Annotated in this window: 25 protein-coding genes and 2 tRNA genes; 15 read left to right on the top strand and 12 right to left on the bottom strand. The window is 70.3% G+C overall.

Annotated elements, in window-relative coordinates; genetic code table 11:
• The first annotated feature begins 47 nt into the window (after nucleotides 1–47).
• The 3 genes from ACWD3I_RS21675 to ACWD3I_RS21665 all read left to right on the top strand — a co-directional run bounded on the left by ACWD3I_RS21675 (nucleotide 48) and on the right by ACWD3I_RS21665 (nucleotide 2,312).
• A tRNA-Met gene (locus tag ACWD3I_RS21675) sits at nucleotides 48–121 on the top strand.
• Between the two features lie 207 nt (nucleotides 122–328).
• Nucleotides 329–2,170, top strand: coding sequence for a tetratricopeptide repeat protein (locus tag ACWD3I_RS21670; protein ID WP_365413891.1), 1,842 nt, complete (start codon nucleotides 329–331; stop codon nucleotides 2,168–2,170).
• Nucleotides 2,171–2,238: 68 nt separating this feature from the next.
• A tRNA-Met gene (locus ACWD3I_RS21665) sits at nucleotides 2,239–2,312 on the top strand.
• A 50-nt stretch (nucleotides 2,313–2,362) separates the two neighbouring features.
• Here the strand turns inward: ACWD3I_RS21665 and ACWD3I_RS21660 are convergent.
• From ACWD3I_RS21660 to hisN, 6 genes are all read right to left on the bottom strand, one after another.
• Entirely contained in the window at nucleotides 2,363–3,499 is a 1,137-nt protein-coding gene (locus ACWD3I_RS21660; protein ID WP_365413889.1) for an ABC transporter substrate-binding protein, read from the bottom strand.
• Nucleotides 3,496–4,356 carry an ABC transporter permease gene (locus ACWD3I_RS21655; RefSeq protein WP_365413887.1) on the bottom strand — a complete coding sequence of 287 codons (861 nt, stop codon included), beginning with the start codon at nucleotides 4,354–4,356 and terminating at the stop codon, nucleotides 3,496–3,498. Before ACWD3I_RS21655 ends, ACWD3I_RS21660 begins: the two co-directional genes overlap by 4 nt.
• Nucleotides 4,353–5,120 (bottom strand): ABC transporter ATP-binding protein, encoded by a 768-nt coding sequence (locus ACWD3I_RS21650; protein WP_365413885.1) that lies wholly within the window; start codon nucleotides 5,118–5,120, stop codon nucleotides 4,353–4,355. The genes ACWD3I_RS21655 and ACWD3I_RS21650 overlap by 4 nt, the downstream gene beginning before the upstream one ends.
• A 131-nt stretch (nucleotides 5,121–5,251) precedes the next feature.
• On the bottom strand, nucleotides 5,252–5,668 hold the full coding sequence (locus tag ACWD3I_RS21645) for a Fur family transcriptional regulator (protein ID WP_266822234.1): 417 nt from the start codon (nucleotides 5,666–5,668) through the stop codon (nucleotides 5,252–5,254).
• 129 nt (nucleotides 5,669–5,797) lie between these two features.
• Nucleotides 5,798–6,190, bottom strand: a complete 393-nt coding sequence (locus ACWD3I_RS21640; protein ID WP_046260466.1) for a CBS domain-containing protein — start codon at nucleotides 6,188–6,190, stop codon at nucleotides 5,798–5,800.
• Between the two features lie 136 nt (nucleotides 6,191–6,326).
• Complete coding sequence (gene hisN, locus ACWD3I_RS21635; RefSeq protein WP_046260465.1) at nucleotides 6,327–7,127, bottom strand: histidinol-phosphatase; 801 nt, start codon at nucleotides 7,125–7,127, stop codon at nucleotides 6,327–6,329.
• Nucleotides 7,128–7,303: 176 nt separating this feature from the next.
• Between hisN and ACWD3I_RS21630 the strand changes: the two genes are divergently transcribed.
• On the top strand, nucleotides 7,304–7,912 hold the full coding sequence (locus ACWD3I_RS21630; protein ID WP_365392734.1) for a TetR/AcrR family transcriptional regulator: 609 nt from the start codon (nucleotides 7,304–7,306) through the stop codon (nucleotides 7,910–7,912).
• A gap of 79 nt (nucleotides 7,913–7,991) precedes the next feature.
• Here the strand turns inward: ACWD3I_RS21630 and ACWD3I_RS21625 are convergent, their stop codons facing one another.
• From ACWD3I_RS21625 to ACWD3I_RS21610, 4 genes are all read right to left on the bottom strand, one after another.
• Nucleotides 7,992–8,315: a DMT family transporter gene (locus tag ACWD3I_RS21625; protein WP_030594474.1), complete on the bottom strand. Its 324-nt coding sequence runs from the start codon at nucleotides 8,313–8,315 to the stop codon at nucleotides 7,992–7,994.
• A 76-nt stretch (nucleotides 8,316–8,391) separates the two neighbouring features.
• Nucleotides 8,392–9,402, bottom strand: coding sequence for a ribosome small subunit-dependent GTPase A (gene rsgA, locus ACWD3I_RS21620; RefSeq protein ID WP_365392737.1), 1,011 nt, complete (start codon nucleotides 9,400–9,402; stop codon nucleotides 8,392–8,394).
• Nucleotides 9,403–9,415: 13 nt separating this feature from the next.
• On the bottom strand, nucleotides 9,416–10,732 hold the full coding sequence (gene aroA, locus ACWD3I_RS21615; protein WP_365392740.1) for a 3-phosphoshikimate 1-carboxyvinyltransferase: 1,317 nt from the start codon (nucleotides 10,730–10,732) through the stop codon (nucleotides 9,416–9,418).
• An 86-nt stretch (nucleotides 10,733–10,818) separates the two neighbouring features.
• A complete protein-coding gene (locus ACWD3I_RS21610) occupies nucleotides 10,819–11,532 on the bottom strand; it encodes a M50 family metallopeptidase (RefSeq protein ID WP_365392743.1) in 714 nt (237 codons plus the stop codon).
• A gap of 50 nt (nucleotides 11,533–11,582) precedes the next feature.
• Here ACWD3I_RS21610 and ACWD3I_RS21605 point away from each other — a divergent pair, with 50 nt between their 5' ends.
• The 10 genes from ACWD3I_RS21605 to ACWD3I_RS21560 all read left to right on the top strand — a co-directional run bounded on the left by ACWD3I_RS21605 (nucleotide 11,583) and on the right by ACWD3I_RS21560 (nucleotide 21,856).
• Nucleotides 11,583–12,398: an SOS response-associated peptidase gene (locus ACWD3I_RS21605; protein ID WP_365392746.1), complete on the top strand. Its 816-nt coding sequence runs from the start codon at nucleotides 11,583–11,585 to the stop codon at nucleotides 12,396–12,398.
• Between the two features lie 10 nt (nucleotides 12,399–12,408).
• Nucleotides 12,409–13,038 carry an alpha/beta hydrolase family protein gene (locus ACWD3I_RS21600; protein WP_365393228.1) on the top strand — a complete coding sequence of 210 codons (630 nt, stop codon included), beginning with the start codon at nucleotides 12,409–12,411 and terminating at the stop codon, nucleotides 13,036–13,038.
• Between the two features lie 257 nt (nucleotides 13,039–13,295).
• Entirely contained in the window at nucleotides 13,296–13,979 is a 684-nt protein-coding gene (gene sigR, locus ACWD3I_RS21595) for an RNA polymerase sigma factor SigR (protein WP_266888268.1), read from the top strand.
• Nucleotides 13,976–14,281 (top strand): mycothiol system anti-sigma-R factor, encoded by a 306-nt coding sequence (gene rsrA / locus ACWD3I_RS21590; RefSeq protein WP_046260457.1) that lies wholly within the window; start codon nucleotides 13,976–13,978, stop codon nucleotides 14,279–14,281. Before sigR ends, rsrA begins: the two co-directional genes overlap by 4 nt.
• Nucleotides 14,282–14,408: 127 nt before the next feature.
• On the top strand, nucleotides 14,409–15,698 hold the full coding sequence (locus tag ACWD3I_RS21585; protein WP_365392754.1) for an HD-GYP domain-containing protein: 1,290 nt from the start codon (nucleotides 14,409–14,411) through the stop codon (nucleotides 15,696–15,698).
• Between the two features lie 298 nt (nucleotides 15,699–15,996).
• Complete coding sequence (locus tag ACWD3I_RS21580) at nucleotides 15,997–17,229, top strand: HD-GYP domain-containing protein (protein ID WP_365392757.1); 1,233 nt, start codon at nucleotides 15,997–15,999, stop codon at nucleotides 17,227–17,229.
• A 105-nt stretch (nucleotides 17,230–17,334) separates the two neighbouring features.
• The gene (locus tag ACWD3I_RS21575) at nucleotides 17,335–18,315 is read left to right on the top strand and encodes a tetratricopeptide repeat protein (protein ID WP_365392759.1); all 981 of its coding nucleotides are present in this window, start codon (nucleotides 17,335–17,337) and stop codon (nucleotides 18,313–18,315) included.
• A 147-nt stretch (nucleotides 18,316–18,462) separates the two neighbouring features.
• Entirely contained in the window at nucleotides 18,463–19,113 is a 651-nt protein-coding gene (gene def / locus ACWD3I_RS21570; RefSeq protein WP_361542409.1) for a peptide deformylase, read from the top strand.
• Between the two features lie 290 nt (nucleotides 19,114–19,403).
• Complete coding sequence (cyc1, locus tag ACWD3I_RS21565) at nucleotides 19,404–20,483, top strand: epi-isozizaene synthase (RefSeq protein WP_365392762.1); 1,080 nt, start codon at nucleotides 19,404–19,406, stop codon at nucleotides 20,481–20,483.
• Nucleotides 20,480–21,856 (top strand): bifunctional albaflavenone monooxygenase/terpene synthase, encoded by a 1,377-nt coding sequence (locus tag ACWD3I_RS21560; protein WP_365392765.1) that lies wholly within the window; start codon nucleotides 20,480–20,482, stop codon nucleotides 21,854–21,856. The genes cyc1 and ACWD3I_RS21560 overlap by 4 nt, the downstream gene beginning before the upstream one ends.
• Before the next feature lie 4 nt (nucleotides 21,857–21,860).
• On the opposite strand, the gene ACWD3I_RS21555 is transcribed toward ACWD3I_RS21560, so the two are convergent.
• Nucleotides 21,861–22,826 carry a helix-turn-helix domain-containing protein gene (locus tag ACWD3I_RS21555; protein WP_266888224.1) on the bottom strand — a complete coding sequence of 322 codons (966 nt, stop codon included), beginning with the start codon at nucleotides 22,824–22,826 and terminating at the stop codon, nucleotides 21,861–21,863.
• A gap of 92 nt (nucleotides 22,827–22,918) precedes the next feature.
• Between ACWD3I_RS21555 and ACWD3I_RS21550 the strand changes: the two genes are divergently transcribed.
• Nucleotides 22,919–23,092, top strand: coding sequence for a hypothetical protein (locus ACWD3I_RS21550; RefSeq protein ID WP_365392767.1), 174 nt, complete (start codon nucleotides 22,919–22,921; stop codon nucleotides 23,090–23,092).
• 42 nt (nucleotides 23,093–23,134) lie between these two features.
• Here the strand turns inward: ACWD3I_RS21550 and ACWD3I_RS21545 are convergent, their stop codons facing one another.
• Nucleotides 23,135–23,566 (bottom strand): hypothetical protein, encoded by a 432-nt coding sequence (locus ACWD3I_RS21545; RefSeq protein WP_365392770.1) that lies wholly within the window; start codon nucleotides 23,564–23,566, stop codon nucleotides 23,135–23,137.
• Between the last annotated feature and the right edge of the window lie 8 nt (nucleotides 23,567–23,574).

Below are 23,574 nucleotides of genomic sequence, written 5' to 3'. Positions count from 1 at the left end.
CTGGTCAAATGCCCCTCCCGCGCCGTGGTACGGTTTGAACACAACGGCGCGGGGTGGAGCAGCTCGGTAGCTCGCTGGGCTCATAACCCAGAGGTCGCAGGTTCAAATCCTGTCCCCGCTACTGAAAACGAAGGCCCGGATCCTGATCAAGGATCCGGGCCTTCGTGGTGTGCGAACGCATGTGCCGGAAAGAGGGATGGCCGTGCCGCCGTGGGGAGTTGGGCGAACTGTGTTTGACTTGTCTCTCTGTGGGCATGTCGACAAAACGCTGAAGTGACCTCACTGGCTGCGGTATACCAGGTGTACCCAGGTTGCAGGTGGTGCGACGATGGACGTTATGGGGGACAAGGCAACTCTGTTGGAGACAGGGCGGTTTGAGCAGTCTGCTGACTTTGTGCAGTCTGTCGATCTTGTGCAGCCTTCCGACCGGGACGAAACCGGTGAGGCCGCCGAGGAAGCAAGGCAGCGGCTCGCCGCGGAAGCCGGCGATGTCGAGGCGATGAGCGTCCTCGGGGCCATGCTGCTGCGCCGCGGTGATCTCGACGGAGCCGAACCCCAGCTGCGTGCCGCCACCGCCGCGGGTGACCGGGCCGCCGCCAACAACCTGGGTGTCCTTCTGCACCAGCGCGGATACGCCGACGAGGCCGCCGGATGGTGGCGGATCGCCGCCGTAGCCGGGTCCGCCGCGGCCGCGCACGCACTGGGCCGCCACCACCGGGAGAAGGGCGACGAGCCCGCCGCCGAGTACTGGCTGCGCCAGTCCGCCGAGCAGGGACACGCCCTCGGCGCGTACGCGCTCGCCGATCTGCTGGAGCACCGCGCGGACGCCGGGGCCGGGCACTGGATGCGGGCCGCGGCCGAGCGGGGGCACCGTGAGGCGGCCTACCGGCTGGCGCGCGCTCTTGATCGCGAGGAGCCGGCCGAGGGGGACGACGGGTCCGACAACGGTGTCTCCCCGGCAGCCGAGCAGTGGTACCGCCAGGCCGCCGCGCGCGGACACCGGCGGGCCGCGCTCCATCTCGGCGCGATCCTGGAGCGGCGCGGTGAGCTCAAGGAGGCTGGGCGCTGGTACCTGACCTCCGCCAAGGACGGCGAGGCGCGGGCCGCCTGTGCCCTCGGTTTCCTGCTGCGTGACGCGGGAGACGTCGAGAGCGCCGCGGTCTGGTGGCTGCGGGCCGCGCAGGACGGGGACGGCAACGCGGCGAACGCGCTGGGGGCACTGCACGCCGAGCGGGGCGAGACGCAGACCGCCGAGCGGTGGTACCGGGCCGCGATGGACGCCGGCGATGTCAACGGCGCGTACAACCTCGGGCTGCTCTGCGCCGAGCAGGCGCGGACCGCACAGGCCGAGCAGTGGTACCGGCGGGCGGCGTACGCCGGGCACCGGGAGGCGGCGAACGCGCTGGCGATCCTGCTGCTGCAGGGCGGGGACACCGCCGGGGCCGAGCCGTGGTTCTCCAAGGCGGCCGAGGCCGGGAGCGTGGACGCGGCGTTCAACCTCGGAATTCTCTTCGCCGGGCGAGGCACTGAAAAGGGCGCCGTCGTCGCGCTGCGGTGGTACGAGCGGGCCGCGGCCGCCGGGCACACCGAGGCGGCGCTCCAGGTCGGGATCGCACGGTTGCGGGACGGGGACGAGGCGGCGGCGGAGCGGCATCTGCGCTGTGCGGCGGGGGGTGGCAGTTCGGAGGCGGCGTACCGGCTGGCGACCGTGCTGGACGCCCGGCGTCCGCCCACGCCCGCGCATGAGCTGGGGGAGCCGGTGCACTCGTCCAAGAGCGAGTGCGAGGAGTGGTACGAGCGGGCGGCGTCTCAGGGGCACCGTCGGGCGCAGGTGCGGGTGGGGATGCTGGCCGCCGCCCGGGGGGATGTCGTGGGGGCGGCCCGGTGGTACCGGGAGGCGGCCGAGGCGGGCTCCCGCAACGGTGCCTTCAATCTCGGGCTGCTGCTGGCCCGGGAGGGGAGCGAGCCCGAGGCGGCGGTGTGGTGGACCCGTGCGGCGGACGCGGGGCACGGGCGGGCGGCGTTGCGGCTTGCCCTGGTCTACGCGCGTCGTGGGGAGCTCGCTGAGGGGCAGCGGTGGGCTGACCGTGCGGTGACGCTGGGACCGCGGGAGGTGTCGGAGCGCGCGGCTCGGCTGCGGGACGCGCTGCGGCAGGAGCTGTCGGCCTGACGGTGGGGGTGCCGTGGATAAGCGATTTGCTTCCGTCCTCCGCGTTGACGTAGTGTTCATTTCATCGACGCGGGGTGGAGCAGCTCGGTAGCTCGCTGGGCTCATAACCCAGAGGTCGCAGGTTCAAATCCTGTCCCCGCTACTGAAGGCCGAGGGCCGGAATCCAGAAGGATTCCGGCCCTCGGTGTTTGTTCATGGCCGGTGGCCCACCGCCTCCTCGTACAGGGTGCGGTCAACCGTCTCGGACTCCGGCAGTGGGTCGCCCTCGGAGACTCCTTGCGCGGTGTATGCCGCTTGCAGACGGTCGGTGGTGCCTTCGCGGATCTCCCAGTCCATCCGCAGGGACGGGGTCGAGCGGAGGATCTGCTTGTCCGCCTTCAGGAGTTTCGCCAGGTAGGTGACGTAGGCCTCGTCGTCCTTGTAGTCCGTCGCGAAGTACGAGTTCACCGTGCGGATGTACGCCCGGAGCAGGGCCACTCCCGCGTCCACGTCCCGCTGGAGCAGCGAAGGGCCGTACAGCATGCCGCCCAGCGGCTCGCCCTGCGGCTGGCCGCCGAGGAAGGCGTAGGCGGGCCGTCCGTCGACCTTGCGCCACACCGGGTCCAGGAGCCAGGCCGAGTCGACTCCGCCGTTCTCCAGGGCGGTGAGGACGTCCGCGGAGCCCAGCTGCTGGTACTGGATCTTGTCGAGGCCGCCGCCGTGCTTCTCCAGGGCCTTCTCCATGGGGTACGCGATGACGGAGCCCTTGCCGATCATCGTGCCGAGTCTGCGGCCGGCCATGGACACCTGCGACGCGCTCTCGCCGTCCTTCAGCCGCACCCACAGGCCGCTCTTCGAGTCGGGGTCCGGTGAGAAGTTCCCGGCGACCCACTTGATGTCGAAGCCGCCCCGGAGGCCGTTCATCACGGCCGCCTCCGGAGCCGCCCAGATCGCGTCGAGGTCGCCCTTGGCGAGCAGGGGCAGCGCGTCCGGCGTCGGGAGGACCTTGAGGGTGACGTCCAGGCCCTCACGCTCGAACTCACCCTTGTCCAGGGCCACTTGCAGCGGTGCCACGTACTCGGCGCTCAGCGTCCCCGTCGCGATCGTCAGCCTCCGCGTCTTCGCCAGCGGCTTCGGGGCCGGTGCGCCGGGCTGGCAGCGGGCCGGCAGACGGCTCGGGGAGAGGTCGGCCGGGTCCGTCCAGGACGTGGCGCCACAGCCCTCCACGGGGCTGATCGTGCGCTTCCCCGAGCCCGCCCGCGGTGCGGTGTCCTCGTACGGCGACGAGCAGGCCGCCGAGGTCAGCAGGACGGCGGTCATCGCCGCCACCACGTACGTACGTCCCCTCATGACTGCCCCCGTCCACGGTCCCGCGGCGCCCATGGGGTGAGCAACCGGCCCACCACCCGCACCAGTTCGGAGAAGACGACCCCCAGGGCCGCCACGCAGACGATCCCCACGAACATCACGTCGTTCTGGAACAGCGCGCGGGAGTCGAAGATCAGATGGCCCAGGCCGTTCGTCGCCGCGATCTGCTCCGAGGCGACGATCACCAGCACGGCCACGCCCGCCGCTATGCGCGCGCCCACCAGGACCGACGGCAGTGACGCCGGCAGCAGCACGTGGCGGAACATCTGCCAGGGCGAGGCGCCGAAGACCTGGCCCGCGTCGCGGTGGCCGGCGGGAATCGACATGACCGCGGACATCGTCGAGATCCATACGAAGAAGAAGACCGTCGCCGCGACCAGGGCCACCTGCGGACCCTCGCCCAGGCCGAACATGTTCAGGAAGATCGGCAGCAGGGCCAGCTTCGGGACCACGTACAGGGCGTCCAGCAGGGGCTCCAGCGCCGCCCTGACCAGGGAGAGCGAGCCCATCAGCAGGCCCAGCGCGTATCCCGCGGCCGTGCCCACCGCGTAGCCCGCCACGACGCGCTTCGACGTCGCCCACACGTCCGGCCACAGGTCGCCCGCCGCGGCCCGGTCCCAGCCGTCCGCGAAGATCGTGGACGGTGCCGGGTAGACACGGGAGTCGATCCAGGCCCGGTCGGCGGCCAGTTGCCACAGGAGGACCAGGAACAGGGGGACGGCCGCCGCCAGGGACAGTTCCAGGGCGCGTCGGCGCCTGTGCGTGCGTACGGGATGGAGCTCGTGCGGGCCCGGGGCGCGGACCAGGACGGACTCCCGTGCGGGAGCGGTCGTCGTCATGCCGGCACCGCCTCCTTGCGCAGCAGGTCCCACAACTCGCTCTTCAGATCCGTGAACTCCGGCGCGGAGCGGATGTCGCCGGTGCGCGGGCGGGGGAAGGGCGGACGGTGCTCGGCGATGATGCGGCCGGGGCGGGCGGACATCACCAGGACGCGGTCGCCGAGGACGATCGCCTCCTCCAGGCTGTGGGTGATGAAGAGGGTGGTGGTGCGGGTCGTCTGGGTGAGTTCCAGGAGCTCGTCCTGGAGGATCATGCGGAGTTGGGCGTCCAGGGCCGCGAACGGCTCGTCCATCAGGAGCAGTTCGGGCTCCACCGCCAACGCCCGTGCGATCGCCACGCGCTGGCGCATGCCACCGGAGAGGGTCGAGGGGTAGGCGGTGGCGAAGTCCGACAGGCCCATGCGGGCCAGCCAGGCATCGGCGCGGGCGTCGGCCTCGCGGCGTGGGACGCGCTGGATGTCGAGGCCGAAGCGGACGTTGGCGCGGACCGTCTTCCAGTCGTAGATGCCGTAGTCCTGGAAGATCATGGCGGCCGGGCGAGGGCTGGTCGTACGGATCTCCAGGCGGCCCGTGCTGGGGCGCAGCAGACCCGCGGCGATGCGCAGCAGGGTGGACTTGCCGCAGCCCGAGGGGCCGACGACACAGACGAACTCACCGGCGCTCACGGACAGGTCGAGCGGGCCGAGAGCGGCCACCGCGCCGGGGCCACGGCCGAAGGTTCGGGTCAGATCACATGCGCTGAGTTTCGGATACGGCTCTCCCACGGGGTCTCCTCGCGGAGTGCGGAACGGACTGGTGGGCGCCGTTGACCATATGACGGTCCGTCAGATCCGGGAAGCCTGTAGACAGCACAAAGCCCCGGCGCCCAAGAGGGGCCGGGGCTTCGGAAGCAGGCTTATGCCGCCGCGCAGTTCGGGCAGACGCCGCGGTACGTCACCTCGACGCCCGAGACCGTGAAGCCGAAGCGCTCCGAGTCGGGGAGGTCGGTGAGCGGGTCGCCGCTCGGGTGGACGTCGCGGATCGCGCCGCACTGGGCGCAGACCAGGTGGTGGTGCGGCCGGTGCGCGTTGGGGTCGTACCGCTTGGCGCGCTTGTCGGTGGCGACCTCGAGCACCTCGCCCAGGGAGACCAGTTCGCCCAGCGTGTTGTAGACGGTCGCGCGGGAGATCTCGGGCAGCTTGGCGACGGCCCGTGCGTGGACCTCGTCGGCCGTCAGGTGGACGTGATCGCCGTCGAGGACCTCGGCCACGACACGCCGCTGCGCGGTCATCCGCCATCCGCGGCCGCGCAGTCGTTCCAGAAGGTCACTCATAGGGGTCACCTTAACAGCAAGGGGGACCAGGCTCCGAATAGGTGTGAATTTAGAGTGCACCTTGAGTTGGACAATGTCCAGTGTGGCGGGGGGTGGGCCGGGTCGCCCGGCCCACCCCCCGTACTGCGCTCAGGCCGGGACGTGCTGTCGTGCCGGTGCCCAGCAGCGGATGATGTCGCGGACCGAGACGATGCCGACCGGCTCGCCGTGGTCCAGGACGATGAGGTGCCGGAAGCCGCCGTGGGCCATGGCCCGGGCCGCCTCCTCCAGGGTCCAGGACGGTGCCGCGAAGACGACGTCGGTGGTGGTGTGGTCGTGGACGCGTTCCGTGTCCGGGCTCTGGCCCAGTCCCACGGCGTTGAGGACGTCGCGTTCGGTGAGGATGCCGATGCCTCCGGCATCGGGGTCGAGGATCACGGCCGCGCCGACGCGCCGGGCTGACATCAGGGCGGCGGCCTGGCGGAGGGTGTGGGCGGGGCCGATGGTGAGGACCACTGTGCTCATGGCGTCACGGACGAGCATGGGTGCGGAGTCACCTCCTACGAACCCTCGAGATAGTTCGAGGATTCACAAGTTCACAAATGAGGGTCGCCCCAGAGTCGCAGGTAAAGCGAGGGTCAACAAGAGGGCGCGTGCGGCCGATCGGGGGCGTACGCGCTCAGTAGCGCTGGTTGAGGTATCCCAGCATCTCGTCGTGGAGCAGGCCGTTGGAGGCGGCCGCGTTGCCGCTGTGCGGGCCGGGGCGGCCGTCGAGGCCGGTGAAGGAGCCGCCCGCCTCCGTGACGATGATCGCGTTGGCGGCCATGTCCCAGAGGGAGAGCTCGGGTTCGGCACAGAGGTCGACCGCGCCCTCGGCGACCAGCATGTAGGGCCAGAAGTCGCCGTACGCGCGCGTACGCCACACGTCGCGGGTCAGGTCCAGGAAGCCGTTGAGGAGGCTCTGCTCCTCCCAGCCGCTCAGGGAGGAGTACGCGAAGGAGGCGTCCGACATCTTCGAGACGCGGGAGACATGCAGACGGGAGGCCGAGGTGAGGCTGCGCCCGGAGAACGCGCCGTGGCCCTTCGCGGCCCACCAGCGGCGGTTGAGCGCGGGGGCGGAGACGACGCCGACGACGGGCTGGTAGCCGCCCTCCGCCGCCTCCATCAGGGAGATCAGGGTGGCCCAGACGGGGACGCCCCGGACGTAGTTCTTGGTGCCGTCGATCGGGTCGATCACCCAGCGGCGGGGGCCGGTGCCCTGGACGCCGTACTCCTCGCCGAGGATGGCGTCCCGCGGGCGGGCGCGCTGGAGGTGGGTGCGGATGATCTCCTCCGCCGCCTTGTCCGCTTCGCTCACCGGGGTCATGTCCGGCTTCGTCTCGACCTTGAGGTCCAGCGCCTTGAAGCGGTCCATGGTGGTTGCGTCGGCCGCGTCCGCGAGGACGTGGGCGAAGCGGAGGTCGTCGAGGTAGTCCGGCATGGGGCGAACGGTATCTGCCGTTGTCGGTACGGGGCTACACGGGACCAAGGCGCGGACGGGACCCGTGCGGACGGCGTGCGGTGGATCAAGGGCGCCCCCCGATGCCTTCGCGAACCCTTGACAGTGCCCTCACGCGCGTCAAATCTGGGCCCAGAGCCGCTCGCCCCTAGGAGGCGATGATGCCTGCAGCGAGGGAATCCCTGCTGGACGCCGCATACACGGCGCTGGCCCGCCGGCCGTGGTCCACCGTGCGGATGGTGGATGTCGCCGCGGCGGCAGGAGTGTCCCGGCAGACGCTTTACAACGAGTTCGGGAGCAAGGAAGGGCTGGCCCGCGCGCTGGTGAGAAGGGAGGCCGACGGATATCTCGCCGGCGTCGAGCGCGCGCTCGCCACCCACAACGACGCGCGTGAGCGGCTGACCGCGACCGCCGAGTGGACCGCTGCCACCGCCAAGGACAACGCGCTCGTACGGGCCATGCTCACCGGCTGCTGGAGCGAGCGCCTGCCCTCCCCGACGCTGTCCGCGGTCCCGTCCTCCTCGGCCGTACCGGCACAGCGCCGGGCCGACGGCCCGCTGCCGTCGCCCGGCGACTTCGTGGCACTGGTCCGCGACCGTGCCGTGACGGTGCTCGGCGGACCCGGCGCGAACAAGGCGGACCTCGCCGACCTCGCCCGCTCCTGCGAGCTGACCGTCCGGATCGCCCTGTCCTGCGTGGCCGCCCCGCCGGGCGAGGGCGGGGTCGCGGACCTGGTACGCAGCGCACTGCACCGACAGCCGGTGTGAGGGCTGTTGCGTGGGCGTGGGGGTGAACTCCTCGGCCTGATGGGCGAGTCGGGCTCCGGGAATGCCGTCCGAGCGGCCCTCAGTGTGCCGAACCGGACAGTTGGAGGCCGATCACGCCCACGATGACCAGGCTGATCGAGACGAGCTTCAGCGTCGACACCAGGTCGCCGAGGAAGATCATGCCGTAGATCGCGGTGCCCGCCGCCCCGATGCCGGTCCACACCGCGTACGCCGGGCCCACGTCGAGCTTCCGCAGCGCCAGGGTCAGCAGACCGAAGCTGCCGAGGGCGAAGATGCAGAACGCGACCGTGGGCCACAGCCGCGTGAAACCGTGCGAGAGCTTGAGACATACGGCGAAACCGGTCTCCAACAACCCGGCGACCACCACCAGCAGCCACGCCATGTGCTGTCCTCCCGTATGTCCGGCTCGGTGCGATTATGCCTTTACCTAACCTGTACGGAGACAAACAACGCGGAGGTCAGTCGCCTTCCTTGCGTTCCCTGGTCGCCAACAGACGGCGGAGCGAGTACAGGCGCGCCGGGTCCGCATGCCCCTCGGCTACCCACTGGTCCAGCGCGCAGTCCGGCTCATCATGACTGCACGCACGGGGACAGCCTTCGGTTCCCGGCACCAGGTCGGGGAACGCGAGGATCACGCGGGACGGATCGACGTGGTGCAGGCCGAACGACCGTACGCCCGGAGTGTCGATCACCCAGCCCGCGTCGCCCGCCAGGGGCAGCGCCAGCGCTGAGGTCGTGGTGTGGCGCCCGCGACCGGTCACCGCGTTCACATGACCCGTCACACGGCGCTGGTCCTCCGGGACCAGCGCGTTCACCAGCGTCGTCTTGCCCACGCCCGAGTGCCCGACGAACGCCGTGATCTTGCCGTCGAGTTCCTCGCGCACCCGGTCCGCCGCGTTGCCGTTCTCCAGCTCCTCGCGGTTGGTGACGACGTACGGGATGTCCAGGTGGCCGTACAGCTCCAGGAGTTTGTCGGGCTGGGCCAGGTCCGACTTGGTCAGGACCAGGAGGGGTGTCAGACCGCCGTCGAACGCCGCGACCAGACAGCGGTCGATGAGGCGGGGACGGGGTTCGGGGTCGGCGAGGGCCGTGACGATCGCCAACTGGTCGGCGTTGGCGACGACCACGCGCTCGAACGGGTCGTCGTCGTCCGCGGTACGTCGCAGGACCGAGGTCCGCGGCTCGATGCGGACGATACGGGCCAGGGTGTCCTTCTGGCCGGAGAGGTCGCCGACGATGGCCACCCGGTCTCCGACGATCGCCGCCTTGCGGCCCAGCTCACGGGCCTTCATCGCCATCACGACCCTGTCCTCGACCAGACAGGTCAGACGGCCCCGGTCGACGGTGAGGACCATGCCCTCGACCGCTTCCTCGTGCTTGGGGCGGATGTTGGTACGCGGCCGGTTGCCCTTGCGGTTCGGGCGGCTGCGGATGTCGTCCTCGTCGGTGTGCTTGCCGTAGCGACGCATGATGTCTAGGCCCCTACGCCCCGAGCATCCCGGTCCACAGTTCGGGGAAGTCCGGCAGGGTCTTCGCCGTCGTCGCCACGTTCTCGATCTGCACGCCCTCCACCGCGAGACCGATGATCGCGCCGGCCGTCGCCATGCGGTGGTCCTCGTACGTGTGGAAGATCCCGCCGTGCAGACGGCGCGGGCGGATGTGCAGTCCGTCGGCCGTCTCGGTCACGTCACCGCCGAGCTCGTTGATCTCCTTGGTGAGCGCGGCCAGGCGGTCCGTCTCGTGCAGACGCAGATGGGACACGCCGCGCAGCGTCGAGGGGGAGTCGGCCAGCGCCGCCACCGCCGCGATGCCCGGAGTCAGCTCACCGACCTCGCTCAGGTCCACGTCGATGCCGTGGATCGCACCCGAACCGGTGAACACCAGGCCGTACTCGGTGAGTTCGCAGGAACCGCCCATCTCGGTGAAGATCTCCCGCAGCTTGTCACCGGGCTGGGTGGTGCGGCTCGGCCAGTCGGGGACGACGACCTTGCCGCCGGTCACCAGGGCCGCCGCCAGGAACGGCTGGGCGTTGGAGAGATCCGGCTCGATCGTCAGGTCCCGGCCGAGCAGCGCACCCGGCGTGACCCGCCAGACATTGGGCTCGCCGCCCGACTCCGGGGTGTCGACCTGGGCGCCGACCGCGCGCAGCATGTCGACGGTCATACGGATGTGGGGGAGCGAGGGGAGGGTGGAGCCGATGTGACGGACCTCCACGCCCTGGTTGAAGCGGGGGCCGCTCAGCAGCAGCGCGCTCACGAACTGCGACGACGAGGACGCGTCGATCTCCACCGGGCCGCCGTCCAGGGCGCCGCCGCCGTGGACCGTCAGCGGCAGCGCGCCGCGGCCGTCGTCGTCGATGCGGGCGCCGAGGACGCGCAGGGCGTCGATGACGCCGTTCAGGGGACGCTCGTACGACCTCGGGTCGCCGTCGAAGCGGATCTCGCCGTCGGCGAGGGCGGCGACCGGGGGGAGGAAGCGCATGACGGTGCCGGCGTTGCCGACGTGCACCGTGGCGGGGCCGCGGAGGCCTGCCGGCAGGACGCGCCAGGACTCGCCCGTGCCGTCGGGGCCCACGCCTTCCTCGATGCCCACTCCCATTTCGCGGAGCGCGGCTGCCATGAGGAGAGTGTCCCGGGAGCGGAGGGGGCGGCGCAGCCAGCCCGGTTCTGAAGCGAGGGCTGCGAGGACCAGGGCACGGTTGGTGACGGATTTGGACCCCGGCACGTGGACCGTTGCGTCGACGGCTCCGCTCGCATGGGGGGCGGGCCAGAGGACGGTGTCTGCGGGGTTCAAAGCCATGGGGTCCACTTTAGTAGGGGGTGGTGTTTCGGGTGCGGCGCCATCGTGGCTGGTCGCGCGGTTCCCCGCGCCCCTGGGTCGGCTGGTCACACCGCCAGTAGCCAGCGACCGCCACCTATCAATGAGCACAGGCTCACCGCGTGGAACAGGAACAACCAGAGTCCTGCGGGTACGTGCGTCAGACGCGACAACTGGTCCGCGTCGGAATCCCCCGCGCCTCCCCGCACCCTCTTCGCCTGCAACTCGAAAGCGGGACGGACGCCGCCCAGCAACAGGAACCACACGGCCGCATAGGCGAACGCGGCCTGCACCTGAGGGCCCGCCAGCCAGGAGACCACCACGAACGTGCCGCCGGTGACGACCACCGTCAGGGCGCCGTACGCGTTGCGGATCATCACCAGCATCGCGATGAGCAGGAGTGTCGCCAGCCACAGCAGCAGCGTGATGCGGCCGGCGGCGAGGAGGGCCGCGCCGCCCAGGCCCAGCAAGGGGGGAGCGGTGTAGCCGGCCGCCGCGGTGAGGATCATGCCGATGCCGTGCGGCTTGCCCCGGCTGACCGTGAGGCCGCTGGTGTCGGAGTGCAGCCGGATACCGGTGAGCTGGCGGCCGGTGAGCAGGGCGATCAGACCGTGGCCGCCCTCGTGGGCGATGGTGATGGCGTTGCGCGAGACGCGCCACAGGCCGTGCGGGACCACTATGGCGAGCGCCGCGACCAGGGTGGCCAGAACCACCCACAGGTCGGGGTCGGGCTGGGTGCCGATCAGCTCGTCCCAGAGAGAGGTCGCTGTGTTGGTGTCCATGTTCGGCGGTGGCTCCCTCTGGTCGTACGGAGTCTGGCAGTGTGGCACGTATGTGCGGACGGTATGCAGCGAGTCGTAGGCCCGAGGATCTCGCAGGAATCTTTGAGATCGAGAAGTGGGAGCCCGAGGAGACACTGGCCCCCGATTACAACGTGGCCCCTACCAAGGAGGTCTACGCCGTCCTCGACCGTCCTCTTAAGGACGCGGATGATCCACGCCCGGTTCGCCAGCTGCGCACGCTCAAGTGGGGACTGGTGCCGAGCTGGTCGAAGACCCCCGAGGGCGGCGCCCGGATGATCAACGCCCGTGCCGAGACCGTCCACGAGAAGCCGTCGTACAAGCGGGCCTTCTCCACCCGCCGCTGCATCATCCCCGCCGACGGCTACTACGAGTGGGTCACCGGGAAGTCCGAACGGGATCTGGAGGTCGAGGGCAAGAAGAAGCGGCCGCGGAAGCAGCCGTACTTCGTGCTGCCGGCCGACGGGTCCGTCTTCGCGATGGCCGGGCTGTACGAGTTCTGGCGCGACAAGACCCTCCCCGACGACCACCCGCAGGCCTGGTGGGTCACCTGCTCGGTCATCACCACCGAGGCCGAGACGACCCCGCTCGCCGTGGCCCCCGCCGACGGACCGCACGTGCTGGCCGACATCCACCCCCGGATGCCGCTGATGCTCACCCCGGACCGCTGGGACTCCTGGCTGGACCCCTCCCGCACGGACGTCGAGGACCTCCGCTCCCTCCTGGATCCGCCCCCGGTCGGCCTGATGCGCGCCTACCCGGTCTCCACGGCCGTCAGCAACGTCCGCAACAACGGACCGGAGCTGCTGACCGAGCTGGAGGGGCCCGAAGAGGGCACACTCTTCTGACGTGACCAAAGTGACCACCGAGATCATCGGTACGGATGCCGGCGACGCCCGCATCACCTGGCACCCCGCGAGGAAGGCACGCCTCGTCCTCGCCGTCAGCCATGGCGCCGGCGGCGGTATCGAGGCGCGGGATCTGCAGGCCCTCGCACAGACCCTCCCGGGCCACGGCGTGACCGTCGCCCTCGTCGAGCAGCCCTGGCGGGTGGCGGGCAGGAAGGTGGCGTCTCCGCCGAAGACGCTCGACGTGGGATGGCGGGGGATCTGGCCCTCAGTGGCCGAGCCGGGGCTGCCCGTCATCTCGGGTGGGCGCAGTGCCGGGGCCCGCGTGGCCTGCCGTACCGCCGTCGAGCTGGGCGCCGCAGCCGTGCTCGCCCTCAGCTTCCCGCTGCATCCGCCCGGCAGGCCCGAGAAGTCCCGGGCCGACGAGCTGCTCGGGTCCGGGGTGCCCACACTGGTCGTACAGGGCGGGAACGACCCCTTCGGAAAGCCGGAGGAGTTCCCGGACGGCGCTTATGAGCTGGTCGAGGTGGCGTACGGGGATCATGGGTTCGCGGTGCCGAAGAAGGCGGACCTCACTCAGGAGCAGGCCGTGACACTCATCACCGACGCGGTGGTGAAGTGGGCCGGGTCACTCGGGTAAAGGCTCGGGAATGTTGAGCCCCGGAGCTCTGTTGTGGCGGACAGAAGTGCTGAAGAACCAGCACCGACCGTCGTAGAGAGGAAGTCCGCCGCATGGGTTCGACCTTCTGCCCGAGCCGCAGCAGCCGCGCTGACCTGGACTGGACGGTGCTGCACGCGACCAAGGCCGGCCCTATTCGGGCGGCGGGCGGACCGGATCGTGTTCTATCCTCCGATTCTGGTGGGATCGGTTTCGGTCCTGCCCGCAATCTTGAGGAGGTGGGTCCGGTTCCCGGTACCGACGCAGGGACCGAACACGGCCAGGCGGAGCAGCCCGAGGGCCAGGGCACGAGCACGGAGACCACCTCGGAGCGCAGCGCGCGCTTCGAGCGGGACGCGCTCGAATTCCTCGACCAGATGTATTCGGCCGCGCTGCGCATGACGCGCAACCCGGCCGACGCCGAGGACCTGGTGCAGGAGACGTACGCCAAGGCGTACGCGTCCTTCCACCAGTTCCGCGAGGGCACCAACCTGAAGGCCTGGCTGTACCGGATCCTGACCAACACCTTCATCAACTCGTACCGCAAGAAGCAGCGTGAACCCCAGCGCTCCGCGGCCGAGGAGATCGAGGACTGGCAGCTCGCACGTGCCGAGTCGCACATGTCGACCGGTCTGCGCTCCGCCGAGTCGCAGGCGCTCGACCACCTGCCCGACTCGGACGTGAAGGCAGCGCTCCAGGCGATCCCCGAGGAATTCCGCATCGCCGTCTATCTGGCGGACGTTGAGGGCTTTGCGTACAAGGAGATCGCGGACATCATGGGGACACCCATCGGTACGGTGATGTCCCGGCTGCACCGGGGCCGTCGCCAACTGCGCGGCATGCTCGAGGACTACGCCCGTGAGCGCGGGCTGGTCCCGGCCGGCGCCGGAGAGTCGAACGAAGCGAAAGGTTCGGGCTCATGAGCTGCGGAGAGCCGCACGAGACGGACTGCAGTGAGGTACTCGATCATCTCTACGAGTTCCTCGACAGTGAGATGCCGGACGTCGACCGCGACAAGTTCAAGCAGCACTTCACGGAGTGCTCGCCGTGCCTGGAGAAGTACGGCCTGGAAGAGGCCGTGAAGAAGCTGGTCAAGCGGTGCTGCGGTCATGACGACGTCCCCACCGACCTGCGCTCCAAGGTCCTGGGGCGGCTCGACCTGATCCGCTCCGGGCAGGCGGTGCCCGAGCACGACATCACCGCGGCCCCGGCCCAGGAGGCCTGAACTCCCTTCTGGGAACGGGCTGTCGTCACTCGAACGTGCTAATCCGCGGGTAATCGGCCCGCGGAACCCCCTCTTGCCCTCCTAGGCTCCGAAGCTGAGCCGGCTCGGGAGATCTCAAAGGGGCGTCATGGAGGGGACAGCGGCACGGGCACGCGTGTACGTGGTCGGTGTCGCCCTCGGTGCCCTGTACTGCGTGCACGCGCTGCCGGCGGTGACCGCCCCCTGGTGGGCGGTGGCCCTGCTCGCCGCCCTCTACGCAGGGGGCGAGCGGTTCTCCGGCACGTGCTATCCCGTGCTGCTCGCCGGGGCCTTCCTGCTGCCGCCCCCCGCCGCCGCGCTCGTCGCGCTGCCGGGGGCGCTGCTCTCCCCGGTCGCGCAGCGGCCGCGGTCGATCCGTCGGATCTGGCGGGCCGCCCAACTCGCCGTCGCCGTCTGGGCGGCGTCCCGGGTGCACTGGGGGCTGGGCGGCAGGGACGCCGTCGTGGCCCCCGACTTTCCCTATGTGCTCTTCCCGGCCGGGGCGGCCGTCATCGCCTTCTGTCTGGTGCTGACCGTTCTGGACGGGGGCATCCTGGTGCTCGCCGAGGGGGTGCCGGTACGACTGGCCTGGCGCGGTCTGTTCGTACGTTCCCTCGCACCGATCGCCGTGCACGGGCTCGCCGGGTTGATGATGGCCGTGCTGTGGCGCAGCCCGTACGGGCCCGTCGCCGCGCTGCTCGTGCTGCTGCCGATGTGTGTGTCCTGGTGGGCCTTCGCGCAGTACCACCGGGAACAGGCCGCCCATCAGGCCACCATCCGCGCACTCGTGCAGGCCGTCGACATCAAGGACGAGTACACCCGCGGGCACAGCGAGCGCGTCGGCCAGGCATCGATGATGATCGCCCGTGAACTCGGCATGGACGCGGGCCGCATCGAGGTGCTCCGGTTCGCCGGGATCCTCCACGACGTCGGCAAGCTGGGCGTGCCGACGCGGCTGCTGCGCAAGGACGGGCCGCTGACCCCGGAGGAGCGGCGCGTCATCGAGCTGCATCCCGAGTACGGGCACGAGATGGTGCGGGGGATCTCGTTTCTGGGGGAGGCGCGGGCGGCCGTCCTGCACCACCACGAACGGCTGGACGGGAGCGGGTATCCGTACGGGCTGGTGGGGAGTCAGATCCCCGAGTCCGCGCGGGTGGTGGCGGTCGCCGACGCCTTCGATGCCATGACGTCGACGCGGTCGTACCGCCGGGCGCGGCCTGTCGCCACCGCGCTGGAGGAGCTGGAGCGGTGCGCGGGGTCGCAGTTCGATCCGCGGATGGTCACGGCGCTGGTGCGCGCGCTGAGCAGACACGGCTGGCACCCCGCGGTGACCGCGGACGAGGAACGCCCACCGCGCCCCCGACGACCGGTCTCCAGCCGCCCCGGAGCACACCGATGAGGCGGCGGGGCCTGTGGTCCGGCGGGGGCGGGGTGGCCGGGGTTCGGGTCTTGCGTGGGTGCATCGGTGGGCGGCGGGGGTTTGAATCCGGTGTGGGTGCGTCGGTCGGGTGGTCGCGGTTCCGGTCTGGTGGGAGTGCGGTGATGGGGCGGTCCGGTGTCTGGCCTGGTGGGAGTGCTCCGGTGGGGTGGTTGGGAGTCGGGTCCGGCGTGGGTGCTCCGGTCGTGCGGCCCGGTGTCCGGCCTGGTGGGAGCGTTTCGGTGGGGTGGCCCGGGCTCCGGTCCGGTGGGGGGTGCGGATGAGGTGGCCCCGGCTGCTTGTGCATGGCTCGGCGGGGCTTCTTGCGCTTGTCTCGCTCGGGGTCATCCTCTGGACGGGGCTGGAGGAGCGCGGGGTCGCGTTGGCCTTCGGGGTGCTGATCACCGGCGGTGAGCTCGCGCGGTGGACCGGTGCCCGGGTCCGGGAGGCCGCGCCGCTCGGGGCCGCCGGGGCGCTGGCGTACGCGCTGCTCGGGGCGGACGCCGGGCGGCCCACCACGCACGGGGTCCTCCAGGTGGTCACCGTCGTGCTCGCCGCCGCCCTCCTCGGCAGCGTGCCGCACATCGCGCGCGGGCAGGGCCCGATGGTCGACCATCTCTCGCGACGCCTGCTCAGCACCGCGTTCTGCGCCGTCTGCTTCCAGCCCCTCTACAACCAGGGCGTCCTCGACGCCTGGGGCGGACCGGCGTACGCCCTCGTACTCATCGCGCTCCTCGCCCTCACCGCACTCTGCGACGCCGTGCTCGCCGCCGCGCTCGCGCACTCCCGCACCCGCTGGCCCTTCGCCCCGCTGCTGAGGCACGAGCTGCGGGCCCTGCTCGGCATCGGGTCCGCCGTCTGCGCGACCGGCGCGGTGATGGCCCTCGCGGTCGCCGTCGTCGGACTGTGGGCGCTGCCCGTCTTCTCCCTGCCGCTCCTCCTCACCCAGCTGGCCTTCCGGCGGTACGCCGCCGTACGGACCACCTACCGGCAGACCATCGCCTCCCTCGCCCGGGCCACCGAGATCGCCGGCTACACCCCCGCGGGGCATGCCCGCCGCGTCGCCGAGCTCAGCAAGGCCGTGGGGCGGGACCTGGGGCTGACCGGACCCGATCTCACCGTCCTGGAGTACGCCGCCCTCATGCACGACATCGGACAGCTCAGCCTGATCGATCCGGTCCCGGCGGGGGCCACCGCGGGGCTGCCCACCGAGGAGCAGCGGCGGATCGCCCTGCTCGGCGGGGCCGTCGTACGGCAGACGGGGGTGGACGGGACGGTCGCCCTGGTCGTGGAGCGGCAGGCCGACCCCTATCGGCAGCAGCCCGTCGCCGCGAGGATCGTGCGGGCGGTGAACGCCTACGAGGAGAAGGCGCGGGACGCCGGGCCCGGCGGGCCCCTCACCGCGCTGGAGGAGCTACGGCTCGCCACCGCGGGGGACTACGCGCCCGAGGTCGTGGAGGCGCTGGCCCGAGTGCTGGCGAGGGACTGTCTTACCCTGCCCTCGGTTGGGTAACCCATGGGTAATGAGCGCCCTTCCAGCCGCGCATGGTTGGATGCGAAGAAGAGGGTGTCCGGGGGCAGTGGCCAGCCCACTGAACGGAACTGGCAGGCGGGAATCGTGAGGATCTTCGGCAAGGGACGGCACCGGCCCTCCGCCTCCTGGCGGCAGGCCACAGACCGCGCGTTCACGCTGATCGGCGACGGTCGGTACGAGGACGCGGGCGCGCTGCTGACGCGGGCCGCCGACCTGGAGCCCTGGCTGTCCGAGTCCTGGTTCAACCTCGCCCTGCTGCACAAGTTCCGGCACGACTGGGAGCAGGCGCGGGCCGCGGGTCTCAGGGCCGTCGCGTTGCTCGACCGGGAGACGGGCGCACCCGACTGGTGGAACGTCGGCATCGCGGCCACCGCCCTCCAGGACTGGCCGCTGGCCCGGCGTGCCTGGCAGGCCTACGGGCTGCGGGTGCAGGGCGGGGCCGCGGACCCCGGGGAGCCGGTCGGCATGGACCTCGGCAGCGCCGCCGTACGACTGTCCCCGGAGGGGGAGGCCGAGGTGGTGTGGGGCCGGCGGCTGGATCCGGCCCGCATCGAGGTGCTGTCGATCCCGCTGCCGTCGTCCGGGCGGCGCTGGGGTGAGGTCGTGCTCCACGACGGGGTGCCGCACGGCGAGCGGACCACTGCCGCCGGGCACTCGTACCCCGTGTTCGACGAGATCGAGCTGTGGGCGCCGTCGCCGGTGCCGACGTGGGTGGTGCTGCTGGAGGCCGCGACGGAGGCCGACCGGGACGCCCTGGAGCAGCTCGCCGCCGACGCGGGGTTCGCCGCGGAGGACTGGTCGTCGTCCGTTCGGCTGCTGTGCCGGATGTGCTCCGAGTCGCAGATGCCGTCCGACGAGGGCGACGGGGACCATCTCGATCCGCATGACCACAGTGAGCCGGGGCATCCGGGGCCGCTGGGGCATCGGACGGACGGGCAGCTGTGGGTGCCGGAGCGGGAGTGCGGGGTGGCTGCGCCGGCCGCGCTGGTCCGGGGGTTGCTGGACGGGTGGGTTGCCGACAGCCCGGATTCGCGGGACTGGCGTGATCTTGAAGAGGTGTGCTGACGGATTTCGGCTGCGGGTCCGTCGTGGCCGGTCGTCGCCCACGCGGCGGAGCCGCATATCGGGCACAGCCCCGCGCCCCTTCGGGGCGCGCTCCCCTTACCCTGTATTCGCAGAATTCCCATGGTTTCAGGAAGGCATACGTCGGTCATGGCGCAGCAGGACACCGATCAGCAGCACGCGGGCGTGCTCCCCGTGGACGACGAGGGCTTCGTCATCGACACCGAGGAGACCGAGGAGCGGGAGAACGGCTGGCGGGAGCGTGGGACCTCGCGGCCCATCACCGTCGTCGGGAACCCGGTGCTGCACAAGGAGTGCAGGGACGTCACCGAGTTCGGCGCGGAGCTGGACCAGCTGGTGGCGGACATGTTCGCCTCGCAGCGCACCGCCGAGGGTGTGGGCCTGGCCGCCAACCAGATCGGCGTCGACCTGAAGGTCTTCGTGTACGACTGCATGGACGACGAGGGCAAGCGGCACGTCGGCGTGGTCTGCAACCCCAAGCTCGTCGACCTGCCCGCCGACCGGCGCGTCCTGGACGACAGTAACGAGGGCTGCCTGTCCGTGCCGACCGCGTACGCGCCGCTCGCCCGCCCCGACTACGCCGAGCTGGCCGGGCAGGACGAGAAGGGCAACCCGATCAAGGTCCGCGGCACCGGGTACTTCGCTCGGTGTTTGCAGCACGAGACCGATCACCTTTACGGATACCTCTACATCGACCGGCTCTCCAAGCGTGAACGCAAGGACGCGCTGCGGCAGATGGCCGAGAACGAGCCCCGCTACCCCGTGGTCGCCAACGACTGAGACCTCTCTGGGTCACACAAGTCCCTTGCGCACGGCGTCTGTTCAGGTTCCTCTCTCTGACCAGGCGCCGTTCGTCTGTCCGTCGCACGTTCGATCGCATGTGCTCCCTTAGTGATCCAGATTCAGTCACACAAGGGGAGATTCTCGGCACTGTGGGGTAGTGAATGGTGCAAATCCGTTCCCAGATCGGTCAGTTGTGGTGCTGAATGGGAAGTGCGGGGATACGCAACGGCGCACGCCCGGCACTGCGGGAGGGGCGCGCGCAACTGGCGGCTGAGAGGGGTTAGTTCGTGCATGCTTTCTCACACGGCACCACACCGACAGCGATCGCGGTCCCACCGTCGCTCTCTCTCCCGGTGATCGAGGCGGCGTTTCCCCGGCAACTCCACTCGTATTGGCCCCAGCTCCAGGAGAAGACACGCACCTGGCTGCTGGAAAAGCGGCTCATGCCGGCGGACAAGGTGGAGGAATATGCCGACGGTCTTTGCTACACCGACCTCATGGCGGGCTACTACCTGGGCGCCCCCGACGAGGTCCTCCAGGCGATAGCGGACTACAGCGCGTGGTTCTTCGTCTGGGACGACCGGCACGACCGCGACATCGTCCACCACCGGCGCGAGGCCTGGCGGCAGCTCAGGTACCGGCTGCACGCGGCACTCGACTCCCCCGAGGAGCACCTGCACCACGAGGATCCCCTGGTCGCCGCGTTCGCCGACACCATGGTGCGGCTGTACGCGTTCCTGCCCGGCACATGGAACGCGCGGTTCGCCCGGCACTTCCACTCGGTGATCGAGGCGTACGACCGGGAATTCCGCAACCGCACCGAAGGTGTCGTGCCGACCGTCGAGGAATACCTCGCGCTCCGGCGCCTCACTTTCGCGCACTGGATCTGGACCGACCTGCTGGAGCCGAGCGCGGGCCGGGAACTCCCGGACCGGGTACGGAAACACCCGGCATTTCGGCGGGCGGCACTCCTGAGCCAGGAATTCGCCGCCTGGTACAACGATCTCTGTTCGCTGCCGAAGGAAATAGCGGGCGACGAGGTCCACAATCTCGGGATCAGCCTCATCAAACACGAGGGGCTGACGCTCGAGGAGGCCATAAGGGAAGTCCGGCGACGAGTCGAGGAATGCATCAGTGAATTCCTTGTCGCCGAGAAATCAGCCCTGCGGCTCGCCGCGTCGCTCGACGACGGAACCCGGCGCGGAAAAGACCTGAGCGCCACCGTGCGGGCCTGTGTCGGCAATATGCGCAACTGGTTCAGCACCGTCTACTGGTTCCACCACGAGTCCGGCCGTTACATGGTCGACAGCTGGGACGACCGGTCCACACCCCCGTACGTCAACAACGAAGCGGCAGGTGAGAAATGACCGTCGAGTCTGTGAAGCCCGAAGCCCCGGTGACACCGAGGACCGGGCCGCGTGAGCCGGTCCTCGCGGGAGGGGCCGTTCCGGTCCTCGGGCACGGGCTGAAGCTGCTGAGGGATCCGCTGGCCTTCATGTCCCAGCTGCGTGACCACGGCGACGTCGTACGGCTCAAGCTCGGCCCCAAGACGGTGTACGCCGTCACCACGCCGGCCCTCACCGGGGCCATGGCACTCAACCCCGACTACGTCATCGACGGGCCGCTGTGGCAGTCCCTGGAGGGGCTGCTCGGCAAGGAGGGCGTGGCCACCGCCAACGGTCCGCGCCACCGGCGGCAGCGGCGCACCATCCAGCCCGCCTTCCGCCTCGACGCGATACCCGGATACGGGGCGATCATGGAGGAGGAGGCGCACGCGCTGACGACGCGCTGGCAGCCCGGGGAGACCGTCGACTGCACCTCCGAGTCCTTCCGGGTGGCGGTGCGCATCGCGGCCCGCTGTCTGCTGCGCGGCGACTTCATGGACGAGCGGGCCGAGCGGCTGTGCGTGGCACTCGCCACCGTCTTCCGCGGTATGTACCGGCGGATGGTCGTCCCGCTCGGACCGCTGTACAACCTCCCCCTGCCGCCCAACCGCAAATTCAACGCGGCCCTGGCCGATTTGCATCTGCTGGTCGACGAGATCGTCGCCGAGCGCCGCGCATCTGGTCAAAAGCCGGACGATTTGCTGACGGCATTGCTGGAGGCGAAGGACGACAATGGCGACCCCATCGGGGAACAGGAGATCCACGACCAGGTGGTCGCCATACTCACCCCGGGCAGCGAAACAGTGGCCTCCACGATCATGTGGCTGCTCCAAGTGCTCGCGGAACATCCGGAACACGCGGACAGGGTGCGCGAGGAGGTTCAATCCGTAACGGGCGGCCGTCCTGTCGCATTCGAGGATGTCCGGGCGCTGACCCACACGAACAATGTCGTCGTCGAGGCCATGCGTTTGCGCCCCGCCGTGTGGATATTGACGCGCCGGGCGGTCGCCGACACGGAACTCGGTGGGTATCGCATTCCGGCCGGTGCCGACATCGTGTACAGCCCGTACGCGATCCAGCGCGATGCGAAGTCGTACAAGGGCAACCTGGAGTTCGACCCCGACCGCTGGCTTCCGGAGCGGGTCAAGGAGGTGCCGAAATACGCCATGAGCCCGTTCAGCGTGGGCAACCGCAAGTGCCCCAGCGACCACTTCTCGATGGCGCAGCTGTCGCTGATCACGGCGGCGGTCGCGACGAAGTACCGCTTCGAGCAGGTGTCGGGCTCCGACGACGGGACGCGGGTGGGTATCACGCTCCGCCCGCACAAGCTGCTGCTGCGGCCCGTCGTGAGGTGACCGCTCAGGCCGCTTCGGGCCCCCTGAACGCCCTTCGGTAGGCGTTCGGGGTGGTCCCCAGTGCCCTGACGAACTGGTGGCGCAGTGCGGCCGCGGTGCCGAATCCCGTCCGACCCGCGACCGCGTCCACCGTCTCGTCGGTCCCCTCCAGCAGCCGCTGGGCCAGCAGTACGCGCTGGCGCAGGATCCAGCGGTAGGGGGTGGTGCCCGTCTCCTGCTGGAAGCGGCGGGCGAAGGTGCGCGGGGACATGTGGGCGCGGTCGGCGAGCTGCTCGACGGTGACGTCCTCGTCGAGGTGGTGCTCCATCCACACCAGCACCTCGCCGACGGTGTCGCACGAGTTCTTGGGCAGGGGCCGTTCGATGTACTGCGCCTGTCCGCCGTCCCGGTGCGGCGGTACGACCATGCGCCGGGCGATCTTGTTGGCGACCTCGGGTCCCTGTTCCTTGCGCACGATGTGCAGACAGGCGTCGATGCCGGCGGCGGTGCCGGCGGAGGTGATCACCGGGTCCTCGTCGACGTACAGGACGTCGGGCTCGATGACCGCCCGCGGGTTGCGCACGGCGAGCTCGTCCGCCTGCCGCCAGTGCACACTGCAGCGCCGCCCGTCGAGGAGTCCGGCGGCGCCGAGCACGAAGACGCCTGAGCAGACGCTGAGCACCCGGGCGCCCCGGTCGACGGCCCTTCTGAGCGCGTCGAGCAGCTCGGGCGGATAGTCGCGCACGACATAGTCCGCCCCCGCCGGTACCGCGATCAGGTCGGCCTCCTCCAGCCGCTCGAGGCCGTACGGCGTGCCCACGGTGAGGCCGCCGACATGGGTGGTGAGCGAGGGGCCCTCCGCCGAGGCGACCGCGAAGTCGTACGTCGGCAGTCCCTCGTCGCTGCGGTCGATGCCGAACACCTCGCAGATCACCCCGAGTTCGAAGGGGTGCACGCCGTCGAGCAGGACGGCCGCCACGTTCTTCAGCATGTTCTCAGTATGCCTCGGAAGTGGCAGTAAATCGAGGTTGTACGGCAGTCCTGCCACTGTCGGTAAGGAGTGTACGGCGCGACAGTGGTGTCATGACTACCGCACAGACAGAAGGACTGATCGGAATGCTCATCGTTCTCGCAATCCTGGTCCTGCTGGTCGCCCCCGCCGTGACCGGCATCGTCCGCGACCGCCGCATGGACCGCCAGATCAAGGAAGCCCAGCACCACAGGCGCACCTCACGCCGGATGGCCCGCACTGTCTGACGACGACCGCACGTGTGGTGTCGGTGGGCGACGCGGTCCCGCTCAAGTGACCACGACCGTGACCGACCAGTCCTGAATGCCCTTGCAGGACACCTTGCCGGTCTCGGTGGCGCACAGCGGGCGGGACGAACCGAGCCGGACCGTGCCCGCCGCGACCGCCTCGAACGCGGCGTTCGCGTCACCCGGCAGCAGCACGATGCCGCTGTTGGCGGCTTCCAGCCCGCTGCCCTCGGTGGTGACCGGTGCCCACGGTCGGTTCCTCGCCCCGTCCAGGGCGACCCGGACCGTGCCGCCCACCGCCAGACAGACCGTGCGGCCGCTGTCGGCGGCGTGCAGTTCCGGTACGGACGTACAGCCGGAAGACGACGGCGACGGCGACACGGAGTCACCGCTGTCACCTCGGTCACCACCGGTCTGGGTTCCGCACCCGGCCAGCAGCAGGGCTGTGACGGCGAGAGTCGCGATACGGCGCATGAAGAATC

The organism is Streptomyces sp. NPDC002817 (assembly GCF_053592055.1).
Note: the sequence above shows the minus strand (reverse complement) of the source record. Positions and strands in the feature narration are given on the sequence as shown.

Bases quoted from the DNA above. Each gene is read 5' to 3' on its own strand.
- ACWD3I_RS21670 (WP_365413891.1), top strand. From the start codon at position 329: ATGGACGTTATGGGGGACAAGGCAACTCTGTTGGAGACAGGGCGGTTT.
- ACWD3I_RS21660 (WP_365413889.1), bottom strand. From the start codon at position 3,499: ATGAGGGGACGTACGTACGTGGTGGCGGCGATGACCGCCGTCCTGCTG.
- ACWD3I_RS21655 (WP_365413887.1), bottom strand. From the start codon at position 4,356: ATGACGACGACCGCTCCCGCACGGGAGTCCGTCCTGGTCCGCGCCCCG.
- ACWD3I_RS21645 (WP_266822234.1), bottom strand. From the start codon at position 5,668: ATGAGTGACCTTCTGGAACGACTGCGCGGCCGCGGATGGCGGATGACC.
- ACWD3I_RS21640 (WP_046260466.1), bottom strand. From the start codon at position 6,190: ATGCTCGTCCGTGACGCCATGAGCACAGTGGTCCTCACCATCGGCCCC.
- hisN (WP_046260465.1), bottom strand. From the start codon at position 7,127: ATGCCGGACTACCTCGACGACCTCCGCTTCGCCCACGTCCTCGCGGAC.
- ACWD3I_RS21630 (WP_365392734.1), top strand. From the start codon at position 7,304: ATGATGCCTGCAGCGAGGGAATCCCTGCTGGACGCCGCATACACGGCG.
- ACWD3I_RS21625 (WP_030594474.1), bottom strand. From the start codon at position 8,315: ATGGCGTGGCTGCTGGTGGTGGTCGCCGGGTTGTTGGAGACCGGTTTC.
- rsgA (WP_365392737.1), bottom strand. From the start codon at position 9,402: ATGCGTCGCTACGGCAAGCACACCGACGAGGACGACATCCGCAGCCGC.
- aroA (WP_365392740.1), bottom strand. From the start codon at position 10,732: ATGGCTTTGAACCCCGCAGACACCGTCCTCTGGCCCGCCCCCCATGCG.
- ACWD3I_RS21610 (WP_365392743.1), bottom strand. From the start codon at position 11,532: ATGGACACCAACACAGCGACCTCTCTCTGGGACGAGCTGATCGGCACC.
- ACWD3I_RS21605 (WP_365392746.1), top strand. From the start codon at position 11,583: ATGTGCGGACGGTATGCAGCGAGTCGTAGGCCCGAGGATCTCGCAGGA.
- rsrA (WP_046260457.1), top strand. From the start codon at position 13,976: ATGAGCTGCGGAGAGCCGCACGAGACGGACTGCAGTGAGGTACTCGAT.
- ACWD3I_RS21585 (WP_365392754.1), top strand. From the start codon at position 14,409: ATGGAGGGGACAGCGGCACGGGCACGCGTGTACGTGGTCGGTGTCGCC.
- ACWD3I_RS21580 (WP_365392757.1), top strand. From the start codon at position 15,997: ATGAGGTGGCCCCGGCTGCTTGTGCATGGCTCGGCGGGGCTTCTTGCG.
- def (WP_361542409.1), top strand. From the start codon at position 18,463: ATGGCGCAGCAGGACACCGATCAGCAGCACGCGGGCGTGCTCCCCGTG.
- ACWD3I_RS21560 (WP_365392765.1), top strand. From the start codon at position 20,480: ATGACCGTCGAGTCTGTGAAGCCCGAAGCCCCGGTGACACCGAGGACC.
- ACWD3I_RS21555 (WP_266888224.1), bottom strand. From the start codon at position 22,826: ATGCTGAAGAACGTGGCGGCCGTCCTGCTCGACGGCGTGCACCCCTTC.
- ACWD3I_RS21550 (WP_365392767.1), top strand. From the start codon at position 22,919: ATGACTACCGCACAGACAGAAGGACTGATCGGAATGCTCATCGTTCTC.
- ACWD3I_RS21545 (WP_365392770.1), bottom strand. From the start codon at position 23,566: ATGCGCCGTATCGCGACTCTCGCCGTCACAGCCCTGCTGCTGGCCGGG.